At 68.9% G+C, this 26033-nt stretch carries 29 protein-coding genes and 1 pseudogene; 13 read left to right on the forward strand and 17 right to left on the reverse strand.

The window, feature by feature from the left end; all coding sequences use genetic code 11:
• Window positions 1-604: 604 nt before the first annotated feature.
• Both ACLJPY_RS39590 and ACLJPY_RS39595 read right to left on the reverse strand, forming a co-directional pair.
• Entirely contained in the window at window positions 605-1282 is a 678-nt protein-coding gene (locus ACLJPY_RS39590; RefSeq protein WP_410596096.1) for a fasciclin domain-containing protein, read from the reverse strand.
• A 51-nt stretch (window positions 1283-1333) separates the two neighbouring features.
• Window positions 1334-1636, reverse strand: a complete 303-nt coding sequence (locus tag ACLJPY_RS39595) for an anti-sigma factor (RefSeq protein ID WP_410596291.1) — start codon at window positions 1634-1636, stop codon at window positions 1334-1336.
• Between ACLJPY_RS39595 and ACLJPY_RS39600 the strand changes: the two genes are divergently transcribed.
• Window positions 1535-1855: a hypothetical protein gene (locus tag ACLJPY_RS39600; protein ID WP_410596305.1), complete on the forward strand. Its 321-nt coding sequence runs from the start codon at window positions 1535-1537 to the stop codon at window positions 1853-1855. The two genes, ACLJPY_RS39595 and ACLJPY_RS39600, sit on opposite strands and share 102 nt — an antisense overlap.
• On the opposite strand, the gene ACLJPY_RS39605 is transcribed toward ACLJPY_RS39600, so the two are convergent.
• The gene (locus ACLJPY_RS39605) at window positions 1752-2063 is read right to left on the reverse strand and encodes a hypothetical protein (RefSeq protein WP_410596097.1); all 312 of its coding nucleotides are present in this window, start codon (window positions 2061-2063) and stop codon (window positions 1752-1754) included. The two genes, ACLJPY_RS39600 and ACLJPY_RS39605, sit on opposite strands and share 104 nt — an antisense overlap.
• Before the next feature lie 223 nt (window positions 2064-2286).
• On the opposite strand from ACLJPY_RS39605, the gene ACLJPY_RS39610 reads away from it, so the two are divergent.
• Window positions 2287-2709 carry an ATP-binding protein gene (locus ACLJPY_RS39610; RefSeq protein ID WP_410596098.1) on the forward strand — a complete coding sequence of 141 codons (423 nt, stop codon included), beginning with the start codon at window positions 2287-2289 and terminating at the stop codon, window positions 2707-2709.
• Window positions 2710-2951: 242 nt separating this feature from the next.
• Here ACLJPY_RS39610 and ACLJPY_RS39615 read toward each other — a convergent pair whose 3' ends face one another.
• The 3 genes from ACLJPY_RS39615 to ACLJPY_RS39625 all read right to left on the reverse strand — a co-directional run bounded on the left by ACLJPY_RS39615 (window position 2952) and on the right by ACLJPY_RS39625 (window position 5914).
• On the reverse strand, window positions 2952-3407 hold the full coding sequence (locus tag ACLJPY_RS39615; protein WP_410596099.1) for a DUF4383 domain-containing protein: 456 nt from the start codon (window positions 3405-3407) through the stop codon (window positions 2952-2954).
• A gap of 33 nt (window positions 3408-3440) precedes the next feature.
• Window positions 3441-4445, reverse strand: coding sequence for a ferritin-like domain-containing protein (locus ACLJPY_RS39620; RefSeq protein WP_410596100.1), 1005 nt, complete (start codon window positions 4443-4445; stop codon window positions 3441-3443).
• A gap of 401 nt (window positions 4446-4846) precedes the next feature.
• Entirely contained in the window at window positions 4847-5914 is a 1068-nt protein-coding gene (locus tag ACLJPY_RS39625) for a sodium:calcium antiporter (protein ID WP_410596101.1), read from the reverse strand.
• Window positions 5915-6270: 356 nt separating this feature from the next.
• On the opposite strand from ACLJPY_RS39625, the gene ACLJPY_RS39630 reads away from it, so the two are divergent.
• From ACLJPY_RS39630 to ACLJPY_RS39650, 5 genes are all read left to right on the forward strand, one after another.
• Window positions 6271-6621 (forward strand): STAS domain-containing protein, encoded by a 351-nt coding sequence (locus ACLJPY_RS39630; RefSeq protein ID WP_410596102.1) that lies wholly within the window; start codon window positions 6271-6273, stop codon window positions 6619-6621.
• Window positions 6622-6953: 332 nt separating this feature from the next.
• A complete protein-coding gene (locus tag ACLJPY_RS39635; RefSeq protein WP_410596103.1) occupies window positions 6954-7292 on the forward strand; it encodes an ANTAR domain-containing protein in 339 nt (112 codons plus the stop codon).
• 229 nt (window positions 7293-7521) lie between these two features.
• The gene (locus ACLJPY_RS39640) at window positions 7522-7935 is read left to right on the forward strand and encodes an STAS domain-containing protein (RefSeq protein WP_410596104.1); all 414 of its coding nucleotides are present in this window, start codon (window positions 7522-7524) and stop codon (window positions 7933-7935) included.
• Window positions 7936-8158: 223 nt separating this feature from the next.
• On the forward strand, window positions 8159-8548 hold the full coding sequence (locus ACLJPY_RS39645) for an STAS domain-containing protein (RefSeq protein ID WP_410596105.1): 390 nt from the start codon (window positions 8159-8161) through the stop codon (window positions 8546-8548).
• The gene (locus tag ACLJPY_RS39650; RefSeq protein ID WP_410596106.1) at window positions 8545-8979 is read left to right on the forward strand and encodes an ATP-binding protein; all 435 of its coding nucleotides are present in this window, start codon (window positions 8545-8547) and stop codon (window positions 8977-8979) included. Before ACLJPY_RS39645 ends, ACLJPY_RS39650 begins: the two co-directional genes overlap by 4 nt.
• Before the next feature lie 30 nt (window positions 8980-9009).
• Here the strand turns inward: ACLJPY_RS39650 and ACLJPY_RS39655 are convergent, their stop codons facing one another.
• The gene (locus ACLJPY_RS39655) at window positions 9010-9834 is read right to left on the reverse strand and encodes a SigB/SigF/SigG family RNA polymerase sigma factor (protein WP_410596292.1); all 825 of its coding nucleotides are present in this window, start codon (window positions 9832-9834) and stop codon (window positions 9010-9012) included.
• A gap of 260 nt (window positions 9835-10094) precedes the next feature.
• Here ACLJPY_RS39655 and ACLJPY_RS39660 point away from each other — a divergent pair, with 260 nt between their 5' ends.
• Complete coding sequence (locus tag ACLJPY_RS39660; RefSeq protein WP_410596107.1) at window positions 10095-10526, forward strand: STAS domain-containing protein; 432 nt, start codon at window positions 10095-10097, stop codon at window positions 10524-10526.
• A 6-nt stretch (window positions 10527-10532) separates the two neighbouring features.
• On the opposite strand, the gene ACLJPY_RS39665 is transcribed toward ACLJPY_RS39660, so the two are convergent.
• Window positions 10533-10946 carry an ATP-binding protein gene (locus ACLJPY_RS39665; protein WP_410596108.1) on the reverse strand — a complete coding sequence of 138 codons (414 nt, stop codon included), beginning with the start codon at window positions 10944-10946 and terminating at the stop codon, window positions 10533-10535.
• Between the two features lie 293 nt (window positions 10947-11239).
• Here ACLJPY_RS39665 and ACLJPY_RS39670 point away from each other — a divergent pair, with 293 nt between their 5' ends.
• A complete protein-coding gene (locus tag ACLJPY_RS39670; protein WP_410596293.1) occupies window positions 11240-11668 on the forward strand; it encodes an ATP-binding protein in 429 nt (142 codons plus the stop codon).
• Between the two features lie 37 nt (window positions 11669-11705).
• Here ACLJPY_RS39670 and ACLJPY_RS39675 read toward each other — a convergent pair whose 3' ends face one another.
• Window positions 11706-12905, reverse strand: a complete 1200-nt coding sequence (locus tag ACLJPY_RS39675; protein WP_410596109.1) for a PP2C family protein-serine/threonine phosphatase — start codon at window positions 12903-12905, stop codon at window positions 11706-11708.
• 916 nt (window positions 12906-13821) lie between these two features.
• Here ACLJPY_RS39675 and ACLJPY_RS39680 point away from each other — a divergent pair.
• Window positions 13822-14619, forward strand: a complete 798-nt coding sequence (locus tag ACLJPY_RS39680; RefSeq protein ID WP_410596110.1) for a PP2C family protein-serine/threonine phosphatase — start codon at window positions 13822-13824, stop codon at window positions 14617-14619.
• A 37-nt stretch (window positions 14620-14656) separates the two neighbouring features.
• Here the strand turns inward: ACLJPY_RS39680 and ACLJPY_RS39685 are convergent, their stop codons facing one another.
• The 3 genes from ACLJPY_RS39685 to ACLJPY_RS39695 all read right to left on the reverse strand — a co-directional run bounded on the left by ACLJPY_RS39685 (window position 14657) and on the right by ACLJPY_RS39695 (window position 16299).
• Complete coding sequence (locus ACLJPY_RS39685) at window positions 14657-15058, reverse strand: STAS domain-containing protein (RefSeq protein WP_410596111.1); 402 nt, start codon at window positions 15056-15058, stop codon at window positions 14657-14659.
• 147 nt (window positions 15059-15205) lie between these two features.
• Entirely contained in the window at window positions 15206-15688 is a 483-nt protein-coding gene (locus tag ACLJPY_RS39690; RefSeq protein WP_410596112.1) for a MarR family transcriptional regulator, read from the reverse strand.
• 158 nt (window positions 15689-15846) lie between these two features.
• Complete coding sequence (locus ACLJPY_RS39695) at window positions 15847-16299, reverse strand: MarR family winged helix-turn-helix transcriptional regulator (RefSeq protein ID WP_410596113.1); 453 nt, start codon at window positions 16297-16299, stop codon at window positions 15847-15849.
• Window positions 16300-16428: 129 nt separating this feature from the next.
• Between ACLJPY_RS39695 and ACLJPY_RS39700 the strand changes: the two genes are divergently transcribed.
• A complete protein-coding gene (locus ACLJPY_RS39700) occupies window positions 16429-17610 on the forward strand; it encodes a PP2C family protein-serine/threonine phosphatase (RefSeq protein WP_410596114.1) in 1182 nt (393 codons plus the stop codon).
• 955 nt (window positions 17611-18565) lie between these two features.
• Window positions 18566-19534 carry a LysR family transcriptional regulator gene (locus ACLJPY_RS39705; RefSeq protein WP_410596115.1) on the forward strand — a complete coding sequence of 323 codons (969 nt, stop codon included), beginning with the start codon at window positions 18566-18568 and terminating at the stop codon, window positions 19532-19534.
• A 434-nt stretch (window positions 19535-19968) separates the two neighbouring features.
• Here ACLJPY_RS39705 and ACLJPY_RS39710 read toward each other — a convergent pair whose 3' ends face one another.
• Both ACLJPY_RS39710 and ACLJPY_RS39715 read right to left on the reverse strand, forming a co-directional pair.
• A complete protein-coding gene (locus tag ACLJPY_RS39710; RefSeq protein WP_410596116.1) occupies window positions 19969-20988 on the reverse strand; it encodes an anti-sigma factor RsbA family regulatory protein in 1020 nt (339 codons plus the stop codon).
• Complete coding sequence (locus tag ACLJPY_RS39715; RefSeq protein ID WP_410596117.1) at window positions 20985-21809, reverse strand: MEDS domain-containing protein; 825 nt, start codon at window positions 21807-21809, stop codon at window positions 20985-20987. The genes ACLJPY_RS39710 and ACLJPY_RS39715 overlap by 4 nt, the downstream gene beginning before the upstream one ends.
• 287 nt (window positions 21810-22096) lie before the next feature.
• On the opposite strand from ACLJPY_RS39715, the pseudogene ACLJPY_RS39720 reads away from it, so the two are divergent.
• Window positions 22097-22240: pseudogene (locus ACLJPY_RS39720) on the forward strand (low temperature requirement protein A); the annotation flags it as partial.
• A 372-nt stretch (window positions 22241-22612) separates the two neighbouring features.
• Here ACLJPY_RS39720 and ACLJPY_RS39725 read toward each other — a convergent pair.
• Genes ACLJPY_RS39725 through ACLJPY_RS39735 form a run of 3 tightly spaced genes read right to left on the reverse strand, consistent with a single transcriptional unit; the run spans window position 22613 to window position 25802 of the window.
• On the reverse strand, window positions 22613-23050 hold the full coding sequence (locus tag ACLJPY_RS39725; RefSeq protein WP_410596118.1) for a response regulator: 438 nt from the start codon (window positions 23048-23050) through the stop codon (window positions 22613-22615).
• Window positions 23047-24588 carry a sensor histidine kinase gene (locus tag ACLJPY_RS39730; RefSeq protein WP_410596119.1) on the reverse strand — a complete coding sequence of 514 codons (1542 nt, stop codon included), beginning with the start codon at window positions 24586-24588 and terminating at the stop codon, window positions 23047-23049. Before ACLJPY_RS39730 ends, ACLJPY_RS39725 begins: the two co-directional genes overlap by 4 nt.
• Window positions 24585-25802, reverse strand: coding sequence for a PP2C family protein-serine/threonine phosphatase (locus ACLJPY_RS39735; RefSeq protein WP_410596120.1), 1218 nt, complete (start codon window positions 25800-25802; stop codon window positions 24585-24587). Before ACLJPY_RS39735 ends, ACLJPY_RS39730 begins: the two co-directional genes overlap by 4 nt.
• Between the last annotated feature and the right edge of the window lie 231 nt (window positions 25803-26033).

Consider the following 26033-nt stretch of genomic DNA (forward strand, 5'->3'; position numbering starts at 1 on the left):
TGGTGAGAGTTCGCCGACAAATCGGGTAACGCCCGCGCGCCTCCGCTGTCGGGGCTGTCGAGAAGTGCTGGTCGTTCCGTCACCCGCGCGTGGTGCCAAGCAGCAGTCGACGCCACACAAACGATGAAAGGGCAGCTGCAAGACCTGACGAACGTGGCGTTCGTCGTCCTCTGTGTCCGCCAGGACGACCTGATACGTTCGACTCTGATCCATACCGCCGCGCCGCTGTAACCGCGGGCAACGCCGTCCGGTCATCGGGATTTCCGTCGGCCACCGTCGGACGGTCAGGCATGCCGGTACAGCACGGCGCACCCAGCAGGGCGCCTCACCTGCACGCTTCAGCGGTCAGCGTTGTAGGAAGGCCGGCCGTCGCCACAGCCCGGGAGTGATCCGGCGGTGACGACGGCCGGCGGAACGCCGCCGCTTTCGGCGTCCCCAGCGGCGGCATCCCGCAACCCGCCGCCGCTGGTCGGAGCCACCTACGTCCCGAGTGGGGGACGTTCGGTGGATGTGGCACGGCCGCCGCAGCTCCATCCGTCGGAGGAGTTGCGGCGGCCGCATATCCGGGCCTCCCGCAAAGGAAGGGTGTGTCCCGGAGGCCGGGTTACTTGTTGGTGCCGGGGGTCAGCACCTTGTCGATCACGAAGACGGTGGCGTTCTTCGTGGGGATGTTGCCGCACAGGATCTTCGCGCCGTTGATCGTCATGTTGTCACCCGAGCCCTCGATCTTGACCGGGCCACCGGCGGTGTTGAGCGTGTCGACCGAACCGGCCGCGGCGAGGCCCTTGGCGTCGTAGCGCTTGCCGACGACGTGGTACTGCAGGATCGGCGCCAGCTCGGCGGGCTTGCCGGCGAGCTCGTTGAACTTGGCGTCACCCAGCGCGGCGAACGCCGGGTCGGCCGGCGCGAACACCGTGATGGCCTCCTGGCTGTTCAGCGTGTCGACCAGGTTGGTGGCCTTGACGGCCGCCACCAGCTTGGTCAGCAGCGGGTTCGTCGACGCGGCCGAGGCGACCGGCTGCGGGCCCATCGAGTCCAGCGAGCCGGGGGCGGAGCCCTGCGGCAGCTGCGAACACGCCGGGCCGAACACGTCGGCGTTGGTGGTCACGCCGTCGGGGGACCCGGTCGCGCCGGCGCTGGTCATCGGCGCGGACATCGAGCTGGACGGGGCCATTGAGCTGCTGCTCGCGTTGTTCGACGAGCCGGAGCCGCTGCCGCACGCGGTGAGGGTCAGGACGGCGGCCGCGGTGATGCCGACACCGACGACACGAAGCTTGTTCACAAAAATCACTCCAACTAGAGCGGCTTGCACATTCCAAGGCGGAAGTGTCTGTCACGGGTCATTCGGACCGAGGTGGAAAGCGGATGGGTGATTCACTCCGTCGAGTGACCTGAGTGGTTCGATGTTCGGAAACCGAGGTAGGGCCGCTGAGCTTTTGAGACTACGGGAGCCGCCGACCGGTTCGACGGTGATGGCCAGATGGTGGGTGCGGGACGGAATATCAACGGCCACGAGCCCCTGTCGATTCGATGCATGCGCCTGAACCAGTCCAGCGGAGTGGGCGATACCTTCGCCGGTCATCCACAATTGATACACATGCTGTGGATCAAGGGCGGGCAGCGAGCCGGCGAGAATCGCCGCTCGCCGCTCGACGCTGGCCGCGGGGGCGATGCTGGTGGCTGGGCCGTGGTTTCGCCGTCGGTGGGTGCGGTCACCGTGCTTGCGTCCGGTGCAGCACTGAGCACCACACTCACGACCACGGCGGCCGCCGCGACGAGCCACGCGATTCACGGTCCATTCTCCGCAGGATTCTCTGGTCTGACACGCGCGGCGGAAGCTGCCGGGTGTGAGTGACCGCGGTCAGCACAGCAGAGCGCAACCGCGACGAGGGTTCCAGCCAGAGGTCGACCGCCAGGTGAGCCGCGGTGGCTTTGAGTTCCCGGACTTCCAGACGGCAGTCTTCACACTGATCCAGATGCCGTTCGGACGCGGCACGTTCCAGGTCCGACAGTGCGTTTATCGCGTACGCCCCGGTGAGGGTGTGCAGGTCGGCGGTCGTCACGTCACCCCCAGGCAGTCTCGCAGCCGACTTAGGCCGTCGCGGGTGGGGTTTTCACGGTTCGGGCTGCGTTGAGCACGGCGGCGGCTCCTTCAGTGCTAGTTCGGAACCCCTGGCCGAGCGGACTGGTCCGCCGCGGCGTCGCCGGTATATCCCCTGATCGAACGCCCATCCATCCCCCAGAAGGTGACGAACATGAATCAGGTGGAGTGAAGGGAACTACGGCGTGACGTTCAATGACGACCGGAGAATCAGGCCGCCGGCAGGTTCAATGGCGGATGTGACGGTCGATCTCACCGGCCGGCCGGATCTGCGGGAGGTGCGGGCGGCGATCGTCGAGGCGCTGCTGCCGGATGCGGACCCTGACGACCGTTTCGGTGCGGTGTTGCTGGTGGTCGACGAGCTGGTCGGCAACGCCTATCGTCATGCGACGACACCGAGGCTGCTGCGAGCTGGTCGAACTTCGGAGAACGTGCTGGTCGAGGTCAGCGACGGAGACCCGGCGGCGGGCGCGGTCCGGGTCGTCACGTTGCGGTACGGGTTGCGGCTGGTGGGCCAGCTTTCCCTGGACTGGGGTGTCCGCACCGACAGCCGCGGCAAGGTCGTGTGGGCGTTGGTGCCGGTGAGGGTCTTTCCCGTCGGGATGTAGGAAAGGGGTGTCAGTTGGCGGTGATGGTGACGCTGTGCCAGCCGGTGGCGCCGTCGGGGACGGCGCCGGCGCGGCCGGCGGTCTGGGTATAGCCAGACCGGTCGGTCGGTGGCGCGGCAAGTCCGGGGCCTCTTCGTCTTAGTTCCGGAAGTGTGACAACGGAAGCCACCCGGTGGATGGCGACGGACGCGGCTTGGCGCCCGCTCGCGGTGCGTGCGGACGCCAAGCCTGGCAAGGGGCGGTCAGCCGCGCGTGGCTTTCGGGGCCGGCAGGCGGCCGGTGATCAGGCCGAGGGCGATCATCCCGACGCCGAGGCCGAAGTGCAGCCAGTTGTCGGCGGTGTTGACCGGGACGAAATTTGCCGCGCTCATCTGGTCGATGACCAGACCGTAGATCCAGAGCACCAGATACACGATGCCGCCGCCGATGAGAAAGCCGCGAGCGCCGCGGTGGGTGCGGGCGAGCACGAAGCCGGCGACGCCGAACAGGAGGTGGACGATGTTGTGCAGGACCGACACCATGAACAGCCCGAGCAGCATCGCCATCGAGTGGTGGCCGGCGAAGCTGAGCTCGTCGTAGTGGGCGGTCGCACCGGGAATGAAGCCGAGAATTCCGACCAGGAGGAAGACCGCGGCCACCGCCATCGCGACGAGTTGGGTCGCGGAGCGATTCGTCCGGGTCGCTGAGGATGTCGACATGTTCTTGCCTGCCTTTCGTCGTTCAGGCGCTGATCAGCTGTTGCCGGCGCTGGTGTTGACGTCGCCGTTGACGCCGTTGGGGAAGAAGCCGCCGGAGGTGGCGGCCTTGGGGGTTAGGTAGACGATGTTGAGGACCTGGCCGGGGGAGCGGCTGTAGGCGATGCCGTTGCCGTCGGTGGGGACGATGTTGGCGTTGCCGCGGCTGTCGATCACGCCCTGGTCGTCGTCGGACGGCCCGTCGAGGCTGTCGCGGGCGTTGGACAGTTTGACGGAAGCTTCGCGCAGGTCGCGGCCGAGCAGGCCAAGGCCGAGGATGCCGCCGCGGCGTTCGTAGAGCTGGGAGCGGATGTTGCCGGCGTGGTAGGCCTCCACCGCGAGGATCCCGGCGGCAGCTTCCAGGTAGGCCTTGTTGGAAATCAGCGGGGCGGCGCCCTTGTAGGCGGTGACACCGACGTCTTCGAACAGAAACGCGGCGAGCAGGAAGTTCTCCTCGCAGGCGAACGCGTCGAAGCTGTGGCCGGACTTGACCAGGCCGGCGGCCTGGGCGGCGGCGGTGAAGCTGGACTGCAGATCGATCGCCGGCCGGGCGACCGCAGCCGAGCCGAGGGCCGAGCGCAGGAACTGGACGTGGTCCTTCTCGTCGGCCGCGATCTCCTGGGCGTACTGGCGGACCGTCTTGCTCTCGAAGCGGACCGCGCGGCCACCGGTGACCCCGCCACGAGCGCCGGTGCCGGTGGTCATCGCGTCGGCCAACCCACGGCCGGTGACGGCGTGCAGGTAGAACTCGGCTTCCAGGTACTCGAGGTTGAGGGCGAAGTTGAGCACCGCCCCGTCACTGACCTCAGCCGACGCAGCGGCAGCTGACACGGCGGGCCGAACGGTGGCGGCGGACGCGGTCCCGGTCGCGAGACTGCCGAGGGCACCGGCGCCGACGACGCCGAGGCCGGTCATGCCGGCGGCCTTGAGAAAACGCCGGCGATCCTGATCGTTCTCCGCGCTCCGGGTGATCATCGAGGCGGCATAGCGCTTGCCAAACACGGACGAACTCCTCCCCGCCCGCGCGTACGGCGGGCGTCACCCACCACCGAGCCTCCCGGCGCTGGGACGGATCCTTCCTGGACACCCCCCTTTCGAGGCTGTCCGGGCAACGGATGGGTGGAACGCCGCCCACTTGGCCGACGGTCGTCCCCGAGATGATCTCGACGGCCAGCCGGGAATCCGAACACCCGGACAGCACGGCGAACGGGTGTTGACTGGCGGTGACTTCGGCGCGGGCTGCGTCCTGGTTCAGTGCTCGAAACGCCGGCGATGAAGCGCCGGTTGCTGGCGGGCAGCAGCTCGAACGCGTCGGCAGGTGTGCCCGACCGGGGAAGCCGCGCGCATCCCAGTTCTTCTCCGAACGCGGTCGGCGTTTGCCGCCTCGGCGGTGTAGCGGCTGCTCAGGAAGTGGCGATGGCGATCAGGCCGCCGATGCCCGCCGCGTACAGCACCAGAACGATCAATGAGTCGACGCCGACGCCCGCGATGCGGCGGCGGGGCCTGAATAGCAGCCCGGCGGCGTAGACGAGAGTGAGCAGCTCGGCCAGCGCGGTGAGGTAGATGTCGGTGTTCTCCGCGTGCGGCAGGATGGCCTGACCGGATATCAGGGTGCCGACCAGGAACAGCACGGGCAGGAAGGCGTTGCCGCCGAAGATGTCGCTCACCGCGAGCTGGTAGTCCCCGTTGCGGACCGAGGTGATCCCGGTGGAGACCTCGGGCAGTGACGTGGCGGCGGCGAGGACGGTGGCGCCGAACAGGACTCCGGAGAGGCCGATGTGGTCGGCGATGGCGTCGCCGCTGCGCTCGAGGAACACCCCGGCGACCAGTGTGACCAACGCGGCGACGCCGAAGATCACCGCGGATTTGGCGGTGCTGGTGCCCTTGTGGGTGGCCTGCTGTTCGACGTGGTGACGGCGGTGGCCGCGGGGCCGGTCCTGCCCGTCGGGTGCGGCGCCGTCTTCGTGCCACGGCAAAGACTTCCCGGCTCGCTGCAGGAGTAGCAGCCCGACCACCCACAGCACGGTGATCAGCACCGGCGCGGGTGTCAGCCGCCATACGATGAGGGAGGCGGGCAGCTGGGTGCCGGCGATGACAACGGCGAGTACGGCCACGACCAGCGCCCCTTCGAGGACCAGCACGAGGGAGGCGGCCCGGTAGGTCAGCGGTTTCCCGCCGCGGACACCGAATCCGTCCAGCACGACCAGCACGACGGTCTGGATGGCGATGCCGCCGAGGATGTTCCCCACGGCGACGCCGACGTTGCCCGCTGCCGAGGCGGAGACGACGATCGCGATCTCCGGCAGGTTCGTGGCCACGGCCAGCAGGACCAGGCCGCCGAGCGCTGAGCCCAGATGCAGGCGGGTGGCCAGCACGTCGGTCTGGTTGGACAGCGAGATGCCGGCGACCCAGATCGCCGCGGCCGCCGCCACGAAGATCAAAATCAGCACCGCCAGCGGCAAGGATGACACTTAGGGACCTCCACCACGTCACCGAGGCGACCCACCTGCTGGCTCGCCCACCCAGCCCCATCGGGCATGCGGCAGCGGACTACCCGCCGGTCGATCCAGCCAACCGAGAAGTGATCTCGGACCTGCCGCAGCTCGATGGCCGTCCACCGTTGAGCGCTGCTACCAGAGGAAGGCGAATTGCCGTTGGTCGCCGGGCACCCCTGAAGGCGATCTTGCGCGCGTTCGGGACTCCACCCATCCGGGCGGTAACGCCTGACGAATCCCCTGAGATACCCGAGAAGACAGCTGCGCAGCTCGCGACCCTCTGCGTCTCGCTCAGAGACGCAGCGGGATGCTCGGCGGAACAGGACGGGCACATGAGCACGGTCGCCGACCCCCACCAGGATCCCACCATCGATCCTCGATCTGCGCCGGCCACCGACGTGCTGATCCTGCGCGGCGCCGGAGACCTCACCGACACCCTCGCCGCGGAGGAGATCGTCGCCCCGGCGTATGCAGCAGATCCCGCCACCGCCCTCATCCTGGACCTGACCACGGTGACCTACCTGACCATGGAAGCGGTCATCCCGTTCGTCAGCCTGGCCCACCGCTGCGCTGCTCGGGGAACGTCGCTGCGGGTCGTGGCTTCCGAGCCGGTCCGGCGCAAGCTGACGAGCCTCGGCCTCCGCTCCACCTTGGAGCTGGAACCACCACCCGCCGAGTCCTGACCCTCGAGCTGAGCAGCGTCTCGTGGAGGCGTCGTCACACCTGCCTCGTCCGCTGTGCCCGTGAAGTGCATCCCGCGATGTCGGGACGGTGGTCGCTGAGAGCTTGAGGGCGGCCGGACAGCTGGATGCTCAACTAACCGGCCACCGAGAGTGGTCTACCCGTCGACGAATCGTTCAACCACCGTATCGGTCACGCATCGTTACCTGTGGTCAGCGTTGACCGGATCGCCTTCGGAACGATGCAGATGCGCTCGGCGCAGAGGAGGTGCACTCGCCTGACGAAGTGTCGAGCTCGCGGTGCCGGGCGCGACCAAGTGCGCTGGAATGAGCTCATGACGTCGTGGAGATCCCCGGACAACCCGGCCGACGAGGTGGCTCAGCTGCGGGACGCCCTGGATACGCAGCCGGTCATCGAGCAAGCCAAAGGGATGTTGATGCTGGTGCGCGGCTGGACCGCCGCGACCGCCTTCGCCGCGCTGCGGACCATATCCCAGCGCACCAACGTCAAACTGCACGACGTCGCGGCGGTAGTGGTCGCTGCCGGCAGCCACGCCGAAGTCAGCACCGTGGATGCCGAAACCTCCTCCGTGGTCCTCGGCCAGCTGCGGCAGCACGTGCTCGGGTCGGCCTTCGACACCCCCGCCAAGGAACGCGAGCCCAAGGCCGGTTGAGCGCGCGACCGGTTGGGCAGTATGTGTCTGGCCCGGCCAGCGTCCCTGCGCGCCGTCAGGCCCGTGGCGCTTCGCCGCGACGCCGGCCTCGGATGGCGTTGAGCGGTGCGACGCCGCGGTACAGCCACCAGCCGCCACCGAATCCGGTTCCGACCTGCCCATCGGCAGCACCGGCACCACTGGGAGGCACGGCCCGCCCGGCTCCCCGCGTCGACGAGGAGGCCCCGCCATGCCCGTCACCGCCGCGCCTCGCAGCCACCGTGACATCGCCGCCGGCACTCTCGCCCGTACTCGCCTGACGGTGACCACCACGGCCGACGCGGCCACCGTCGCGGTCGTCGGCGATTTGGACCTGTCGAGCACGGCGCGGCTGCAGGAACGGCTGGATGAGGAGCTGGCGTTGCGGCCTTCCGCGCTCATCATCGACCTGAGCGGGGTCGGGTTCTGCTCGTCCGGCGGCCTGTCGGTCCTGGTCAACGCGGTCACCGGTGCGCATGCGCGCGGGATCGCCTGCGCGGTCATCGCCAGCCAGCGCGCTGTGGTCCGCCCCATCAAGCTGCTGCTCCTTGGCTGCATCCTGCCGATTCACGCCGACCGGGCCGACGCTGACGAGTGGCTGTCGCTGGTAGCGCGGCTGCGCTGAACCACCGCCCCGCCCCTCAGCACCCTCCGACGCCCCGGCACACCGGCCTCAGCCGCAGGCTGAAGAGCGGCCGTATGCCAGGCTCACGATCGCAGGTGTGCGACAAGCGGCCGGAGTCATGGTTTGACTTGGCTCAAGATCGGGTACCACGCGCGAACGGCTGCGGGGCTACCGCGCGCGGAGAAGGGACTGAGCTGATGGTCGACAGAGCGGACACGGGTCGGTGACCGATAACCTCGCCGACCCGGCCCAGACCGAGGACGCCCTGCGGCTCTCCCTGCGCGAGGAAGCTCCCTCTGCGGCGCTGGTGCTGGCCGTGGCAGGTGAAGTTGACTTGCTCACGGCCGCGAAGCTGACCGACGCGGTCACCGCCGCTCTTGCCCGGCGGCCGCCGGTGCTCGTGATCGATCTGGCCGCCGTGACGTTCCTCGACTCCTCCGGTTTGTCGGTGCTGGCGCGAGCCCACGCCGACGGCGGCCGCGACACCAACGTTCGGGTCGTCGCGGTCGAGGAAACCTTGGCTCACCGCGCGATCACCTTGACCGGGATGCACCAGCTGCTGCCGGTGTTCACCAGCACGGTGGATGCGCTCGCCGCAGCCCGGCCGCGATGACCTGCTCCGCGGACCTCCCTGCTGACGACCCCGTCCTTGCCCCCGACCTACGGCACGACGACGTGCCGGCCGGGCCGGCCCAGCTGGGCCGGCTGCGGGACACACTGGCCGGGTGGGCCGCTGGCACCGGCCTGCCGGCCGTGCGGGTTCAGGACCTGCTGCTCGCGGCGTACGAGGCGATGGCCAACGTCGTCGTCCACGCCTACCCCGACCGCATCGGGACCTTGGCTCTGCACGCCGCCCAGGCCGGCGACTCCGTCACCGTCACCATCCGCGACCACGGCCAGTGGCAACCGGTTCCGCGCTCCAGCCTCCTGGGCGGCCGGGGGCTGGCGTTGATCCATACCCTGGCTGATCACGCGCTGGTCGAGACCAGCGTCGCCGGCACCACCGTCACGATGACCTGGACCTGCGACCGGCAACCTCTGTGACGTCTCCCAGATCCCGGCGGCCGGGTCGGCTCATTCGGCGACCAAGTGCGCACGGAGTTGTTCGAGGGTTCTGGCCAACAGCCGCGATACGTGCATTTGCGACACCCCGATCCGCTGCGCGACCTCTCGTTGGGGGAGCTCGTCGACGAACCGCATCTTGATGATGTCGCGTTCGCGGGCAGGTAGCGTGGCCATCGCGGCCTTCAAGGCGTCGTGGTTGTCGAACCGGGTGAACCCGGATTCTTCGACAGCGAGCTGGTCGGCGGCGGTGACCGGGTCCTCGGCGCCGCCGCGGATCGGTGCGTCGATCGAATGGGGGCGGTAAGCGTCCGCGGCGAGCAGCCCTTCCCGCACGAAGTCGACGCTCATCCCCAGGTGCGCCGCCAGCTCGCTGGGCGTGGGTGCCCGACCGAGGTCGTGAGCGAGTGTGTCGGTCGCTGTGGAGAGCTTCTGCTGGAGATCCTTCAAGGAGCGGGGGACACGCATGGACCAGCCGGTGTCGCGGAAGTGCCGGCGAACTTCGCCCATGATGGTCGGCACGGCGAAGGACAGGAAGTCGGCGCCCCGGTCGGGGTCGTAGCGGTCGACAGCGCGGATCAGACCGGTCCGCGCGACCTGCAGCAGGTCGTCGAACGGCTCGCCGCGGCCGCTGAAGCGCCGGGCGATGTGTTCGGCCACCGGGAGGTGCTCGGTGATCAACCGCGCCCGCAATGCGCTGCGCCGGGCGTCTTCGTCGTCGAGCCGGCTCCGTTCGAGGAACAGGGGAGCGCAGTGGGCGTACTCGTCGAAGCGGCGCTGGGACGGCGCGGTGGCTGTCGCGGCAGACGGGTTTCGTTCGGGCGCTTGGACAACCATGCGCACTTGGTACCCAATCGTCGTCGAAACCACACGATCGGGTACTCCTTCGCGAAGGATCCAGCTCCAAATCGGCAGGTTGGGTATGTTTGTCGCCGAGAACGCCGACTGAACCGGTGCGACACCGCAAGGTTTTGCCGGTTCGTCCGATTCCGGCGAGCGAGATGAGACTGGGAGATGCTGCATCGTCTGCACGTCGGTTGTACGGTCAGCGTGCAGCGGTAGTGATGTCTCGCAGGTGGTCGGAGGAGGCCATGCTCATGTCGACATCTGTGCCACGGCCGCGAGATCCGCGGAACCGGCCGCCGGCGTCGTTCGCGGTGAACCGGACACGTGAGGCGAGCGTGGTCACCGTGTTAGGCGAGCTCGACTTGACCGTTACCGTTCAGCTCGCCGACCTGCTCGCCGAGGAGCTGCGCCGGCAACCACCGGCACTGATCTGCGACGCGTCGGCGGTCGAGTTCTGCGCCGCACGTGTCCTGACCATCCTGCTCGACACGGTCGCTGACGCGTCGGTGGCTCGGGTGCCGTTCGCCGCGGCCGGCCGCCCGCGAGCACTGCTGCGGCCGATCGCCGCGCTCGGCTTGGAGGACGTTCTGCCGGTGCACCGCAGCGTTGCCGACGCTTTGAGCTGGGTGGCGCTCTCGGCTCGTTCGGTCAGCCCGGACACCCGCGGGACCTTCCGACCCTGACAGCGGTCACCGCGCGGCAGCGTCGCAGTCGAGACGTCCCCAGACGAGCTTGCCGTCATCGTGGCGGCTCACGCCCCACTCGGCGCACACCGCGTCGACCAGCAACAGGCCACGGCCGCCCCCGCGGTCCGGGACCCGCAGCAGCGGTTCGCCGGCCCCACGATCGGCGACAGCCACGATCACCTTACAAGGGCTCGCCTGGTAGCGGATCCGCAGCTGGTGCGGTCCACCGCCGTGGCGGTAGGCGTTCTCCAGCAACTCGCCCACGACCAGCACCGTGTCGATCCGGGCGGCTTCACCCACCGTGGGGAGCTGGGCCTCAGTCCATCGGCGGGCTGCTGTCAGGCGCGACAGGTCAGAATCGGCCAGGTCGAGTACTTCCCAATTCTCTGGGTCGTTCTCGCTCCAGCTCACGCGCACAACGCGACTCCTCCAACCGTGGCGCTGGAGCCCACTCCGGCTTGATCCAGCGGTCGAAGATTACCCTCGGCGCAGCCATTTACCCGTTCGCCTGGTGACGCGGAGTCCCAGGCGGTAGAGGCCACGGGTGAGAGACAGAAGGCCTGGGTAATCGAGTGGACGAGGCTCGCGACTACGGGGGCGCGGGCAGGCGAGGGAAGGAGTAGATCGTGCATCGACATACTCCCGGACCGCGTACGAAAATGAGCGACACAACCGGAGCAAAGAGGGTCGACTCCGGGGTCCCGGCCGGTGTGCCCATTGATCCATCGGTCCGTTCGCGCCTCGAAGAACTCGTACCGGCATCCCTCCACGAGGCTGCCTTGCTACGCCGGAAGATGGGACGCTGGCTGGAAGAGCTGCCGCTGGATGACGGCAGCAGCTACGACATCCTGCTCGCCACATACGAGGCGCTGGCCAACGTCGCGGCGCACGCGTATCTCGACAGGGATGGGTGGGTCCGGCTGTACGCCGATTGGGCCGGTGACACCCTCACCGCCACCGTCACTGACACAGGCTGCGGAATTGCCCCAGAAGGGCACCGTCCCCCCACTTCGGGTGGTCGCGGTCTACACCTGATCGACGACCTCACCGACCAGATGACGATCGATACAGGCGAGCACGGCACGCAGGTGACGATGATCTGGCGTCCGGCCGCGCTGCGGCAGAACACCGCACCCTGATTTCTCCGGTCGGCACCGCTGCGGGACGGGTACGCGTTTACTCCGACGTGCTCGGCACCGTCACTGACGCACTGGTGCCAGCTTCCAGCAGCGGTGTCGGCCCGAACCAGTCCAGGCACACCACCATGGCGTCGTCTTCAGCCTTTCCGCCGTGCCGGCGTGTGCTCAGTTCCTGCAACATCGCACCGGGAACGTGCGCCGCGGGCAGGTCCGCCGTCGCTGCGACGGCCTCGCCCAGCTCGCGGTCTCCGTGCGGGCCGGCGGCGTTGTAGACGCCGTCGCTGACGAAGACGAACCGGTCACCGTCGAGGGGCTGGAACTGGTGCACGGCGTACACCGTTTCCTCGAACGCGCCGAGCGGCAGCTGTTCCTCGAACAGGACGCGTTCGGCTTTGCCATCACGCAGCCGCCACAGCCGCGGCGAGCCCGCGTCGACGACGTCCACCAGGCCGGTGCCGAGGTCGAACTGCAGCAGCAGCGCCGCCACATGCCGGCTGCCGCGGTAATGGGAATAGAGGGCTTGGTCGGCGAGCTCGGCCTGGGCATCGAGCTCGATCCCGGCACGGCGGGCGTTGCGCAGGGCGTTGACCGCGAGGTTGGTCAGCAGCGCGGCTTCGCTGCCGTCGCCCATGCCGTTGATCAGGGTGACGGCAAGACTGTGCGCGGAGGCCGACCAGTCGAAGCAGTCGCCGTAGATGGCGTAGGCGGGTTCCAGCTGCCCACCCAGCGCGAACTCCGGCCGGGTGCAGGCGCGCCCGGGCAGCAGCTGCCACTGCATCTCCGCGGCCAGCGTCAGCCGGGAGGACCGCCGGGCCTGAATGTAGAGGTCGGTGTCCCGGTCGGCGACGAACAGCTCGTGGGCCACCGCTTCGGCGAATCGCTCGAGTTCCGCCCAGACGGGTGGCTCGGGTTCCGCCGACAGAGTGACGGCCAGGATGCCGAGGCGGTCGCCGCGGACGCTCACCGGCAGGTACCCGGTCACGCCGGAACCACTGTGCTCGAAGGTGGCGGCCTGGGCGACGAACGCGTCACCGGGCGTGCTGCCCTGGACCGAGATGGGTTCGTTCGTGTAGGGCAGGGTGCTGACTTGGCACAGCTCGGTCAGGGCGTAATCGGCCATGAGCAGCTCGACCGCCTCGGCGCCGAAGTGCTCGGCCAGCGCCGACCGCAGTGCGGCGGGGAGGTCGTGGGGCGCAACGTCGCGCAACCGGCGTTCGACCGCCAGGGATCTGTCCACGACTTTGCCTCCTGCTCACGGGACCGCGGGCGGAGAGGCTCACGATCAGTCTGCCGAGTGTGCTCCGCTCCGGCGTTGCCGGTCTACGGCGGGTTGCGTGAGCTGCGCTGCGGGTTCAGCATAGAGATGCCACTGTGGAGCTCGCGGATCGATCCCGCCAGGATGCCGCCCGGATTGAGCGATGGCTGCGTCGGATCTGCAGGAGCGGTCCGGATTGTCCTTGAGCGACTACGCGGTCACTGCCTGGAGTGCGGGTCACCAGGGAGTGGGACACCGATGGGTCGGTGTGTAGCCGTGGGCTTGTCCCGGTAGCCTTGACTGTTGTTACATGACAACAGTCCATTGGCGTCCAGCAGAGCGCCCCTGGCACCGCAGGAGGCATCGGTGCTGCACGCCGACTGGCATCGACGCCGGCTGGCGGACTTCAGCGGCCGGAGAGCGTACTTCGGAGCGGCTCCGCAACGCGTTGCTGCTGGCGGTCGCCTGATGCACCCTGAACTCGCTCGAATCCGCCGGGACCTGCGCACCGCCTGCGGCGAAGCGGGCCTGCCGCCCGGCGACCGCGCTCGCCTGGTCCTCGCGGCGACCCTGCTCACCGAACCGGCCATCGAGACCGGCCAGGAAGTGTCCCTCGAGACCACCGCAGCGGATCGCCGACTGGCCGTTACCTTCCGACTGCCGGAGCCGGTCGAGCAGGTGCGGCGCAATGCCCTCCCGCTACTGCCCGACGCCGGAGACGGGGCCACCCTCTCCTGGCACCTCGCCACAGGATCCACCCCGCAACCGGTACCCCTCGACGACGATGCGGCGACGCGCGAGGAGATGCTCGCGCTGATCGCCCGCCGCCGACACTCTCGGCCAGGAGCAGCGGTACGACAAGCACGAGCTCGCCGAAACCAACAGCGGTGTGCTGGCGATGTATCTCGACCTGGAAGAGCGGGACGAGCGGCTCCGCCGCGCGCACACGGTCATTTTTCGCGAGCTCGAGGACGCGCTACGCCCGCGGGCACCGGTGGTGCCGGATTTAGCGCTGGCTGTCCAGTACTCGCCGACCGATCCCGAATCTCCGACCGGGAGTGATCTTTACGACTGGTTCGTTTTGCCCGACGGGCAGCTGCACGTGACCGTGGTCGACGCGGTCGGCCATGGCGTCACGTCCACCCGGGACGCCCTCATCGTCACCCACGCCGTCCGGACCCTTGCCCTGGAAGGCCACCCGTTCGCCGAACTCATCGCCCATACCGCGGACACCCTGGCCACGATCGAGCCGGACCTGATGGCCACCGTGCTTCTGGCCCGGCTTGACCCGGCGACCGGGAAGCTGGCTCTCGCCAATGGAAGTCACCCGCCGCCGGTGCTGGTCACCGCGGCCGGCGATGCCCGGATGCTGCGCGCTCCGGTCGTCGGCCGTGGCGTCGGCTTCCCCGAGCCCGGCAGTCCCGAGCTCCTCCGCCACACGCTTGGCCCGGGGGACACCGTGTTGCTCTACACCGACGGTCTCATCGAAAGCCGCCGCGACCTCGACGAAGGTCAGATCCGGCTCCTGGGCCACGCCCGCGCGTATGCTCGCCATCCGATCGACACACTGCCGGGTGAGCTGGTGACCCGCATGCACGACGTCGTCCTGCACGCCGACGACACCGTCGTGCTCGCCATTCGCCGAACCGCCGCGAACACCCTGGACGTCTACCGCAGCCGGCCGCCACACCGCTGAACCCCGTGAAGAGCGAACCGGCGCGATCCCCGTTCGGCTAATCGCCGATTTCGATGCAGTGGGCGCCCGGAACCCCTGGCTTGCCCAGGTGTTCGGCGGCGGCGTCCACGGTGGGATGGATGTCGAACAGGTCCTCGACCCGGGTGATCGCCAGCGGCATCAGCACACTGCGCTGGGTCGCCACCAGGGTGACGTCGATGCCCGCCTCGCCAGCGGCTCCGTGCAGCCAGGCCAGCGCCGAGAGACCGGCCGAGGCGAAGAACCCCACGCGGCTCAGGTCGACCACCAGCGCCCGAGGACCTCGGGCGAGAGCCGCCTCCATGGCCGCGCGCAGCATCGTCCGCACGACGTGATCCACGTCGCCGTCCACTTCGAGGACCGCGATGTCGCCGATCGATCGCACGGCGACCGCCAGCATCGGCGGGGATGACGGTTCCATGAGCTGTGCTCCGAGGGAAAACCGGTTTGATCGACCGGGAACGACGACTGCGTGCTGCATGCTACGGCTGACGGCTGAACCGCGACCTGAGAACGGCCTGGCGCAGCGGGCGACCGCTACGTCAGTTGTCGTATGACAACAGTGACCTTACTGTCCCGCTGCGCGGTTGTCATCCTCGGCGAGATCACGATTGGCCGCGGCCCGGAAGGCGCGTAGCCCGCTCGTGAGGGCGTCTCGTTCCTCGGTGGTCAGCGCGGCGAGCACGGTGTGCAGGCTCTCCCGGCGACGCGCACGCAGGTCCTGCAGGTAGGCGCGGCCGCTGTCACTGAGGCGCAGGGCCAGTTCACGGCGATTCTGGGAATGGGGAAGCCGTTCGATGAAGCCCACGGCTTCCAGCCGGTCGCACAGCCGACTGGCCAGCGGCGGGGTGGATCCGAGCAGTTCCGCCAGGGTCCGCAGGTTCAGTCCTTCGTAGCGGTCGAGGGCGACGACGGCTCGCACCTGCGACACCGACAACGGCCTGGGGGAGGCGTCGCGGGCGCGTTCGAACAGGATTTCGAGCAGCTCGGCGGTGTCGGCCACAGCCGCGGCCACCTGGTCGGCGGCGCGCGTCCTGCGCGAACGGTTCACTGTGGCATCCCTAGGTCGAGCCGTCGGCGCAGCCTACCGCGCACTGTCACACGATCGGAGTGGCCTCCGACCAGGAACGGGGCCTACCGTCGGGCAATCCACATCCAACTGTTGTCACACGACAACAGTTGTCGTACGGTATCCGCGTGGTCAGGAATCTACCCCTCGTTCGCGGCGAGCGGCGCGCGAAACGCGGTCAGCCCGGCGAACAGTGCCTCGCGTGCTTCGGGAGGCAGCGCGGCAAGCACGGCCGCGATGTGCTTCGTCCGGCGCGCGCGCACCCGGTCCAGGTGGGCCCGCCCGCGTTCACTCAGGCGCAGGGACAGCTCGCGGCGGCTGTGCTTGCTGAGCGTGCGTTCGACGAACCCGGCGGCCTGGAGGCGGTCGCACAGGCGGCTGGCCAACGGCGGCGTGGTCCCGAGCAGCTCGGCCAGCGAGGTCAGGTTGATGCCTTCGTGGTTGTCGAGCACCACCAGGGCCCGGAACTGCGAGGCCGGTAAGGAGTCGTCGGAGACCTGCCGGGCGTAGTCCCACAGGAATTCGAACCAGTCGCTCAGGTCGGCAGGCTCGGCCGCGACGGCGTCAGCCTGCCCACGTCTCGACCGGTCCACAAGCCGATTTTCGCATCTGCACCTCCGTCCAGCAGCGCCACGAGCGATCTTCGACGCTCTGACGAGCCGGGCCGGACACGACATCGACAGGAGCCCGGAAACCTCGGGCTCCGAGGAGGACACAGCGCGGTGAAGACGACGGCGGTCGACCGGCTGCTGCGCGAAGCCGCGCCGCACGAACTGCTCGTGGTGCTGCGAGCCGTCCTGACCGCGGGATGGGACGCCCAGGCCGTCGAGCTGTTGCTCGCCGACTACGGCATGACCGAACTGCAGCCGGTGGCAGACCTTCCCTACAGCCGGGACCCGATGCCGGTCAACGACACGGTCGCGGGCGCGGCACTCACCGGTCAGCAGGTGACCTTCGAAACGACCGCGCGCACGGTCACCGCGCACGTCCCGGTCTCGGTGCGCGGTGACCGCCTGGGCGTCCTGGCGGTCACCTTCGCGACGGCACCGGACCCGGCGGTGCAGCTCGAACTGTCCCGGATCGCCGCAGCACTCGCCCACGAGCTCCTGGTCGCCGGCCGCGACACTGATCTGTACCTGCAGGCGCGACGGACCACCCGGCTCACCCTAGCCGCGGAAATGCAGTGGCAGCTGCTGCCGGGCCGCTCCTGCACCCGGCCCGACTTCGCCCTCGGCGGGCAGCTCGAGCCCGCCTACGCCGTCCACGGCGACAGCTTCGACTGGTCCGCAACAGCCAGATCGCTGACCGTCACGCTGGTCAACGGCATGGGACACGGCGTCGACGCCGCCATGGTGACCCACCTCGCGGTCAACGCCCTGCGCAACGCCCGCCGCGCCGGGGTGCCCCTGACAGTCCAAGCCGAACTCGCCGACCAAGCCCTGCACGGCCACTACGACGGACGCGAATACGTCACCGCCCTGCTCCTGCAACTCGACCTGGCAACCGGCGCGCTGGATGTCGTCGACACCGGCTCACCTCGCATGTGGCTGCTGCGCGACGGCGATGCCCGCCGCGTCTCCTTCGACGAACAGTTGCCCTTGGGCGCCTTCGGCGACACCAGCTACACCACTCAGCGCCTGCAGGCCAATCCCGGCGACCGGCTGGTCTTCGTCAGTGACGGCGTCTACGAGGCGATCGGTCCCACCGGCGACCTCTACGGCGACGCCGACCTCGCCCGCACAGTCAGAGACACCGCCGAACTCACCGCCGCGCAGGTCCCGGGCGCGGTCCTAGCCGACCTCGCTCTTCGCCGCGCAGCCGCCGGGACCACCGACGACGCCATGGTGGTCTGCCTCGACTGGTTCGGCCTCGACCCGAGCCGCAATACCGCCACCGCGCCTTGAGATGGCGGATGACCTGACGGCCGAACCGCCCAAGGAGTCGCCCGGGGCATGACGACCCAAAGCAGCAGCGACACGGCACAGTAATCGATGAGGACCGGATTGGTGCTGAGCCGGTCGACTATGTGGTTCAGCGCGGCTCCGAGATCGCCGTGCCGGTCATGTTCGTCCGCCCAGGCGCGCACAGTGTGCCGAGCGCTGACCTCGACCCGCCTGCTTACCCTTGACACGAGTGGGGCCGCGTCGGCGTCGAGATCGTCCTGCTGGCCGGCAAGTGGCCGATCCTCACTGCGATGATCGGTGCCGCGGTCGTGACCGCTCTGGTGCGCCTGGTGTTCGGCTGATTTCGCCGCGCCGGGCGGGACGTCGAACAGAAAGCGCAGAGTGAAACCGCTGTGATAAAGAAATGACACTTCTCTGCCGTAGAAGCTAGATGAGGTGGCAACGGCGTCGATGGTCTCTTAGAGTGACCCGCCTCGCCATTCCCGCCACGGCCGGTGAAGAGGAAAACGTTCGTCACTCGCCCGATGGGCGTAGTTTGCTCGTCACGGCCGGGTGGTAACTCGTCAGAGGGCTACTTTAGCGGGTGAAACCGGTCGGTCTGCTCCCTGATTGAAACCCGCTGGCGAGCCAGTAATGGCAGATCCATCCGCAGACGGGGACGAGCCACCCATCCGTGGTCGGGAACGAGCCGTGGATGCAGATTGGGGGCGGACGTCGTGAAAGGTACCGTGCTGGCCGCGAGCAGCCGGCCGCTGGAAGGTCACGCGCCCGGGAACGGATCGGACTCGCACCACAAAACCGCAGCCGTTCGGAGAGCCGCCGTCCGGCACCGGAATCACGGTTGGCGTGAGGCGGTCGACCCCCGGAAATGCCGCCCGGGCGGGGAAGGGAACGTTCGTCGCGATACGGGAGCCCGCCCCCGTATCGCTCGCTTGGTCCGGCGGTGATCCGGGTCGTGGACACCGCAGCGTTGACCACTTTCCTCAGCGTGGCCGAGCAGTCGAGCTTCACCAAGGCGGCGAACGACTTGAGCGTCGCCCAGCCGACGGTCACTGCCCGGATCAAGAAACTGGAACGCGACCTCGCGTGTGACCTGTTCAACCGCACGGGCGCCCTGATCCGGCTGACCGCGGCCGGCCAGCGCTTTCGCCGTTACGCCCACAAGATCGTAAAGCTGAGCCGCATGGCGGAGGACTCGGTGCTCGCTGGCGCGACGCCGGCTGACGCGCTGACGGTGGGCGCTGACAGCGGGCTCACGTCCTACCGCCTGGTGCCGATCGTCGAGTACCTGTACCGGCGCCACCCCGACCTCGCGCTGGAAATCCGGCCGCTGGAAGAGGATCCGTGGAGCCGGATCGGTGATTCCGACGTCGACTGCGCGTTCTTCATCGACGTCTGCGAGTCCTCGCCGAAGGCGGATTCGACGTTGCTGTGCGCGGAACCGCTGGTGGTGGTGACCGGCCAGGACGGCCCGTTGGGTGCAGAGCCGGTAGCGAGCAGGAGCCTGGCGAGACAGCCGTTGCTGTGTGCGCACCGCGGCAGCGGGTATCAGCGCTTGTTCGAGCAGACCCTGGCCGGCGTCGGCGACGGCCGGATCAGAGCCTTGTCGTTCGGTTCGATCGACGCGGTGAAGCGCGCGCTGACGGCGGGCCTGGGGATTTCCCTGCTGCCCCGGCTGAGCGTGGCGACCGAGCTGGCCGAGGGCCGGTTGGTGGAGGTGCGGTGGACGGCACCGTTCCAGGTCTACACACAGCTGGCCTGGCACCGCGAGATCCGCACGGACGCGCGGTTTTCGGTGCTGCTGGACGCGGCGGCCCGCGCCACCGCCGAGCAGGTCGCCGATGCGAGTCCGCGCCCGGCTGCCGAGCCGCCCTCTGGAGGGCTGTTTCAGCCGGGCCGGACGCCACAGCGGGGCCGTGCGTAGCAACAGTGTGCCAGCAGGCGACAGCTGGCACTTTCACGCGAGTTCTGACACGAGTCCCGGGGACATTCAGGAGTTCACTTGGGACTTCCCTTCGCCATATATGACGAATGCCACTCATGCTCAGAGGTTCGAGGCACACCGACGAGGCCGCCGAGTCGACCGCTCACACGACGCCGCTTGCCGCTAGGGGTGGTCGGCGTTGCGTGCGCGAGTCATAGGCGCGGCGGGCAGCCGGCTGGCTGGCGCTCACGGCCGCGGGACGCGGCGTAGCTCCACGGCAGATGCGATAGGTCCATTGGCCCCAAGGCACGACGCAGTAAAACTGCTGTGGCCCGGTTAGCTCGTCCGACGAGCGGCGACGCTACCGCGACCTGTGCAACGGCGGTGCGGGCTGGGAGCTGCAACGCAGATCGTCTCTGCGCCAGAAACTTCGATCACGGAGCGTCTGCTGGGGTGAGGCGACGGCGAGAAGGCGGCTCAGTGTGCTGCGGGGTCGGGTGGGGGCGGGGTAGTCCGGCGGTGAGGCGGACGGTGAAGCCGGTGTCGTCCTGGTGGAGCGTGACCTGGCTGCAGACTTGGTGGGTGATCCAGAGTCCGCGGCCGCCGATGTGGCGGTCCGCCGGCAGCAGGCCGGCGAAGGGGTCGCTGAGGCCGGTGCCGGTGTCGTGGACGGTGACGACCATGTGTGCGGTGTCGGCCCAGAGCCGGAACCGGACCGGCGGGCGTCCGTATCGCTGCGCGTTGTCGACGATTTCGCTAACCGCGAGTACCAGGTCGTCGATGTCGGCGGCGGGCAGATCGGTCTTGTTGAAGTCGGTGACGGCGCGGCGCGCAGCCGGTGGCAGGGGGTTGATGAGGTCGACCAGTGGCGCGGTGCGCTGGATCGGGTACGGCGTCATCGGCCTCGGGGTGGCGAGGAAGGCCGGCGGGTCGACATAGCCGGCGTTGGTGTGGTGCTCATCGCCAGGAATGGCGAGGTAGGGGTGAGTGCGGGCGACGTCGTCGAGCACGTGCTGCGGCGTGGTGCGGGTGTCGTAGGCGCACATGCTGCGCAGGGGGAACTCGTCGTAGGCGTGGTTGACGGCGGCTTCGTAGCGGGCCCACCAGTCCCAGGAGGAGGCGATGGCGGCCGGCGGAATTTCGCCGAAGATGCGGATGCCGGTGGCGCCGTCGGCGACGAAACAGGCCATCAGGTCGCGGTAGGACTTGATGGCCGAAGCGGGCCGGATGTACACGTTCTCGATGGTCAGGAAGTGCGTGTCCGCCGACGAGGGGAGTGCATCGCGGACAAGTTCGGCCCGCTCCGGCTCCAGGGACACGACGGTCGGCTCGCCCGCGGCGATGCCGGCGGTGAGGAAAGGCACGGCGACGGCGAGCAGTTCCTCATGGCTGGTGTAGTGGACGGCGGCATGGTCGTAGCCGCGCTCCGCGTTCTCCGGGTCTCTGCCGCTCACACGCGCTCCACACGGACATTGCTCAGGCCGAACAGATCGAGCAAGCGGGCGGGTGTGGCCAGTCGGGTGCGCAGGACCACGGTGGTGTCGTGGTTCTCAGCGTAGTCGGCGATGTCGAACAGGCTGCGGTGGTCGATGAAGGTCAGGTCGGTGGCATCGATAGAGATCGACCCTCCGGCCGGCCGCAGCTCGGAGCGCTGCAGCGCCAGCGGCCACAACGAGCGGGCCTGCATGTCCAGCTCGCCGGTCAGCGCGGCGGCGTTCCCGTCGCGGGCGTGGCCGTGCAGGTGAAACGGTGTCAGCCCCTCCTGAGCTTCAGCGTGCATGCAGGCCAGCTGCGCGACGGTGTTAACACCGAGCTCTCCGACGTCGTAGCCGCAAATCGCCGACATCGGATGGGCGGCCATGAAGTGGTCGACGAGGTGCTCGTAGCGGGCGAAGGCGTCCAGCTGAGCGGGAGTCCGCACGAGCGGGGTGACGTCGGCAGCGACCCGCAGCCCGGTGTATCCCGCGGCCAGAGCTTGCGCTGTCGCGGTGGCGTAGAACCCGACCTGCCCAGCAGGGTCGACCACAGCGCCGGTGGCGTAGGTCGAGTCGAGCGACGAGATCTGCACCGCGCCGGTGCGCAAGCCTTCGTCGAACGGGCCGGCCGCGCGCATCTGCATCGCGATGAACTCCGGGTCGCCGGGAGCGACGTAGAGAACCCGTTCACCTGAGGTGAGACCCTCGGCCAGCGAACGCCACGCCTGCACAGCGAACTCGTCTCGTCGCCGGTACCCCCAGCAGGCGTGGTGATGACCCGGCTCGGTCAGCCTCTTCACGGCTAGAGAATACGCTGTCAGCCAAGATCTCGCGGCCCCGCGGTAGACGGCAGCACGACCGCCCCGTGCAACCCGCAGATGGCCACAGTCGAGTACCTCCTCACAGGACGTGATCTACGGCGCTGCTCCACGTAGCACGCCTGCATCGTCCCTTACCCGAACCGGGCAAGGGACGATTGACAGGCCGTGATCCGACGTAGCCGGGAGTGCTGGCCACGCCCCGAACGAGCGAGGTCTCGGCCGCCTTCGACGGCGACTTCACCCTGGTCGTGGCCGGATACGTGCTGATGCGGGTGGCGATGATCAGCCAGTCGCTGCGGGCCGCGATCGAACACTCTGATGGCCGGTCAGGCGCCCTGCGCTATGCCGCGGGCATCGCTGTCGGCCAGGTCGGCTGGGTCGCCCGGCTGTGGACGACGGGCGCGTGGCCGCCGGTCACCTTCCTGGCCCTGGTGGTGGCCGAGACGCGGTGCCCGCGTGGGCGGAATCGCGAGGACGCGCTACGGTTTGGCATCCGGGCCACATCGCCGAACGCTACAGCGGCTTCACGATCATCGTGCAGGGCTGGTCCCGGTGCCTGGCGACGCACTGGCAAGCAACCGCTGGGTCTTCACTGCAAAGGAAGCTTGACTTCCCTGCGGTCGGTGACCGACGCCCCCGCACCCGCCGCGTCCGCACCACCGGTGGCCGACTGTGATGCGGCCATCGCGGGGGCCCCAGCCACGTGGCGTCGTCCGCTGTATCCGGTGCAATGCCGTTGCACCACGCTAGCTCTGATCGACAGGTCGCAGACCGGATACGCCTCAATGCGGAAGTTTGACCACGGTGACGAAGAAGCTGTCGATCTGCTGGACGATGTCGACGAAGCGGTCGAAGTCGACCGGTTTGGTGACGTAGGCGTTGGCGTGCAGGTCGTAGCTGCGGGCGATGTCTTCTTCGGCTTCGGAGGTGGTGAGCACGACGACCGGGATGCTGCGCAGGTCGGGGCTGGCTTTGACCTCGGCGAGCACTTCGCGGCCGTCGCGGCGGGGCAGGTTGAGGTCCAGCAGGATCAGGCTCGGGCGGGGTGCGTCCTCATACGGCGGCTCCCGGCGCAGGAATTGCAGGGCCTGCTCGCCATCGGAGACCACCGAGAGGGTGTTGCGGATCTTGTAGTGCTCGAACGCTTCCTGGGTCATGAGGACGTCGCCGGGGTCGTCCTCGACGAGCAGGACGTCGATCGGTTCCAGGGATTCGGTCATGCGGCGTCCTGTTCTTCGTCGGCGGCGTCGGGCTGCTCCGAGGCCGGCAGGGCGGGAAGGGTGAAGCGGAAGCACGTGCCTTCGGACACGTCGGTGTCCAGCCAGATCCGTCCGCCATGGTGTTCAACGATCTTGCGGCACATCGCGAGCCCGATGCCGGTGCCGGGGTAGTCGCCGCGGCCGTGCAGCCGCTGGAAGATGACGAAGATCCGCTCGGCGTACTGGGGGTCGATGCCGATGCCGTTGTCGGTCACGGAGAACACCCACTCCTCACCGTCGCGCTCGGCGGCGACAGTGACGTGCGGGGGTTGTTCGCTGCGGAACTTCAGCGCGTTGCCGATCAGGTTCTGGAACACTGCCGTCAGCAGCGACACCTCGCCCCGCACGGGCGGCAGATCGTCGGCGACGGTGATGTGTGCGCCGGTGTCGGTGATGATGCTGTCGAGGTTGGCCGTTGCGGCGGTGACCAAGGCTGAGGTGTCGGTTTCGACCGGCTGGCCGCCGCGGCGGCCGACGCGGGAGAAGGCCAGCAGGTCGTTGATCAGCACCTGCATCCGTTTGGCGCCGTCGACGGCGAACCCGATGTACTGCTCGCCGCGCTCGTCGAGCTTGTCGGAGTAGCGCTTCTCCAGCAGCTGGCAGAAGCTGGTCACCTTCCGCAGCGGTTCCTGCAGGTCATGTGAGGCGACGTAGGCGAACTGTTCAAGGTCGGAGTTGGAGCGTTCCAGCGCGTGGGTGCGGGTTTCCAGCTGCGCGTGCGCCTGCTCCAGCTCGGCGACCTCCTCCAGGATCCGCCGGCGCATCGTGTCGACATCGGTGGCGAGCTGGCGCACCTCGCGGGGCCCGGTGCCGGTCACCGGGCGGCGCAGGTCCCGGGCGGCGGCGTCACGCACTGCGGCGGCGAGCTGCTGGATCGGGCCCACGACCGCGCGGCGCAGGCCGACGAACAGCAGCACGAACGCCACGGCGATCACGACGGCGATGGCGATCAGCATCCAGGTCAGCAGGTTTGACGCCGAGGTCAGGTCTGCCCGGCCGCCGGCCCGCGCGGCTTCCAGATGCGCGGTTTGGTCGGCCAGGCGGGCCCGGACTGTGTCGAACAGGGTTTTGCTCTGCTCGGCCTGCGCGGGCGTGGGTGCGGTCGGGGTCAGGGCGGCGCCTCGCCAGGTGTCCGCGGCCGCGAGGACGGCGTCGAGGTCGCGCCCGGGCGGGGTGGTGGGGGTGGCGCCGAGGCGGCGCAGTTCGGCGGCGGCTTGGTTCTGCTGGGCCAGGCCGGTGCGGTAAGGCTCGAGGAAGTCCTGCCGCTGGGTGAGCAGGTAGCCGCGGATGCCGGTTTCCTGGTTGACCAGCGCGGTGGCGAGGGCGTTGGCCTGCAGCAGCTGCGGTCCGGTCTGGTCAAGCAAGCGGGTGCGGGCGTCGCTGAGGTTGGTCAGGGCGATCGCGCCGCCGAGCAGAGCTGCGCCGAGCACGATCGCTTCGGCGAGGGCCAGCAATGTGACCCAGCGCCGCATGGGCCAGGCGGTCGAGCTTGGGGTCATCGGTTGTCTCCGTGGGGCTGGCGGGTCAGCAGAACCAGCGCGATGTCGTCGTCCAAAGGTCCGGCGTTCAGCGCCTGGACGCGGTCGATCAAGGCGTCCAGCGCGGCTCCCGGCTTCACGAGCCGTTGTAACTCCTCAGCGGCGAGCATCGCCATCCGGTCGTGCCCGAGCCGGTCGCCGTGCTCGGTGCGGCCTTCGAAGATGCCGTCGGTGTAGAGCAGCAAGGACCACCCGGGCGGCAGGGTCAGCTCGGTTTGACGCCGCGGTCTTCGCGACGGGACGCCCAGCGGGGTGCCCAGCGCGTGGGACGGCAGGAGCGTCGCCGCGCCGTCGCCTATCAGCAGGGGTGGCGGGTGCCCGGCCAGCGTCATCCGCGCGGTCGTGCGGTCCGGTGCGATGGTGATCGTGCAGGCGGTGGCGAACAGCGACTCGATCTGCTCGTTCTGCAGGACCTGTTCGACCGTGGCCAGCACGTCCAGCGCGGGTAACCCGGCGAGCACGAGCGCCCGCCAGGCGATCCGCAGCGCCACGCCTAGGGCGGCCTCGTCGGGACCGTGGCCGCAGACGTCACCGATGATCATCTCGACGGTGCCGTCGGCCAGCTCGACGGTGTCGTAGAAGTCCCCGCCCAGCAGCGCCCCGTCACGGCCCGGGCGGTACCGCACGCTGAGCTCCAGCTTGGAGTCCGCCAGCAGGGGAGTGGGCAGCAGGCCGCGTTCCAGACGTGTGTTCTCCCGTGCAACCAGCTGCTGTTGCAGTAGCTGCTGTTCAGCGCCTTCGGCGCGGCGCCGCTCCCAGGCATACCGCATCGCCCGCATCAGCAGGTGGCCGTCGACCTGGTCCTTGCCCAGGTAGTCCTGCGCCCCGGCGGCGACCGCGGCCACCCCGGTGGCGGTGTCGTTCTGCCCGGTCAGCACGACAACCGCGACCCCGGGCCGGTGGTGGCGCAACGCGGTGAGCGCGGACAGCCCGGTGGCGTCCGGCAGCTGCAGATCGAGCAGGACACAGTCGATACTGGCGACGTGCGCGAGCGCAGCCGCCAGGGTGGATACCCGCAGGAGCGTGAACTCGTCGCCACTGGCCGGCATGTCGGCGAGCATCTCCTCGACCAGCAGGGCGTCCCCGTCGTCGTCTTCGACCAGCAGCACCGATAGCCGCTCGGTCGGCGCCGGCGCCGAAGAGATCCGGGCAGGACCGATCGGAGGAGCAGTCACGACTTTCAGGCCTCTCTGAGACGAAGGCCTCGCCAGGTGTTCGCACAAGGAAGACCGGGATCAGCCACAAAGACGCCCACGCAGGCGCACGCCGACAGCTGTGGTCTCAACCGCGGGGAAGTGTATAGCGTGCCGACACACCGCTCGCCAGGGTGCTCGAAGGACCCCTAGGTGGCCAACGGTAAGCGACACGGGACCTACCGCGACCAGTACGGCGTGTCACCTGTCCGG

Origin of the sequence: Amycolatopsis sp. lyj-23 (assembly GCF_046549135.1) — a bacterium.
Lineage (GTDB): Bacteria > Actinomycetota > Actinomycetes > Mycobacteriales > Pseudonocardiaceae > Amycolatopsis.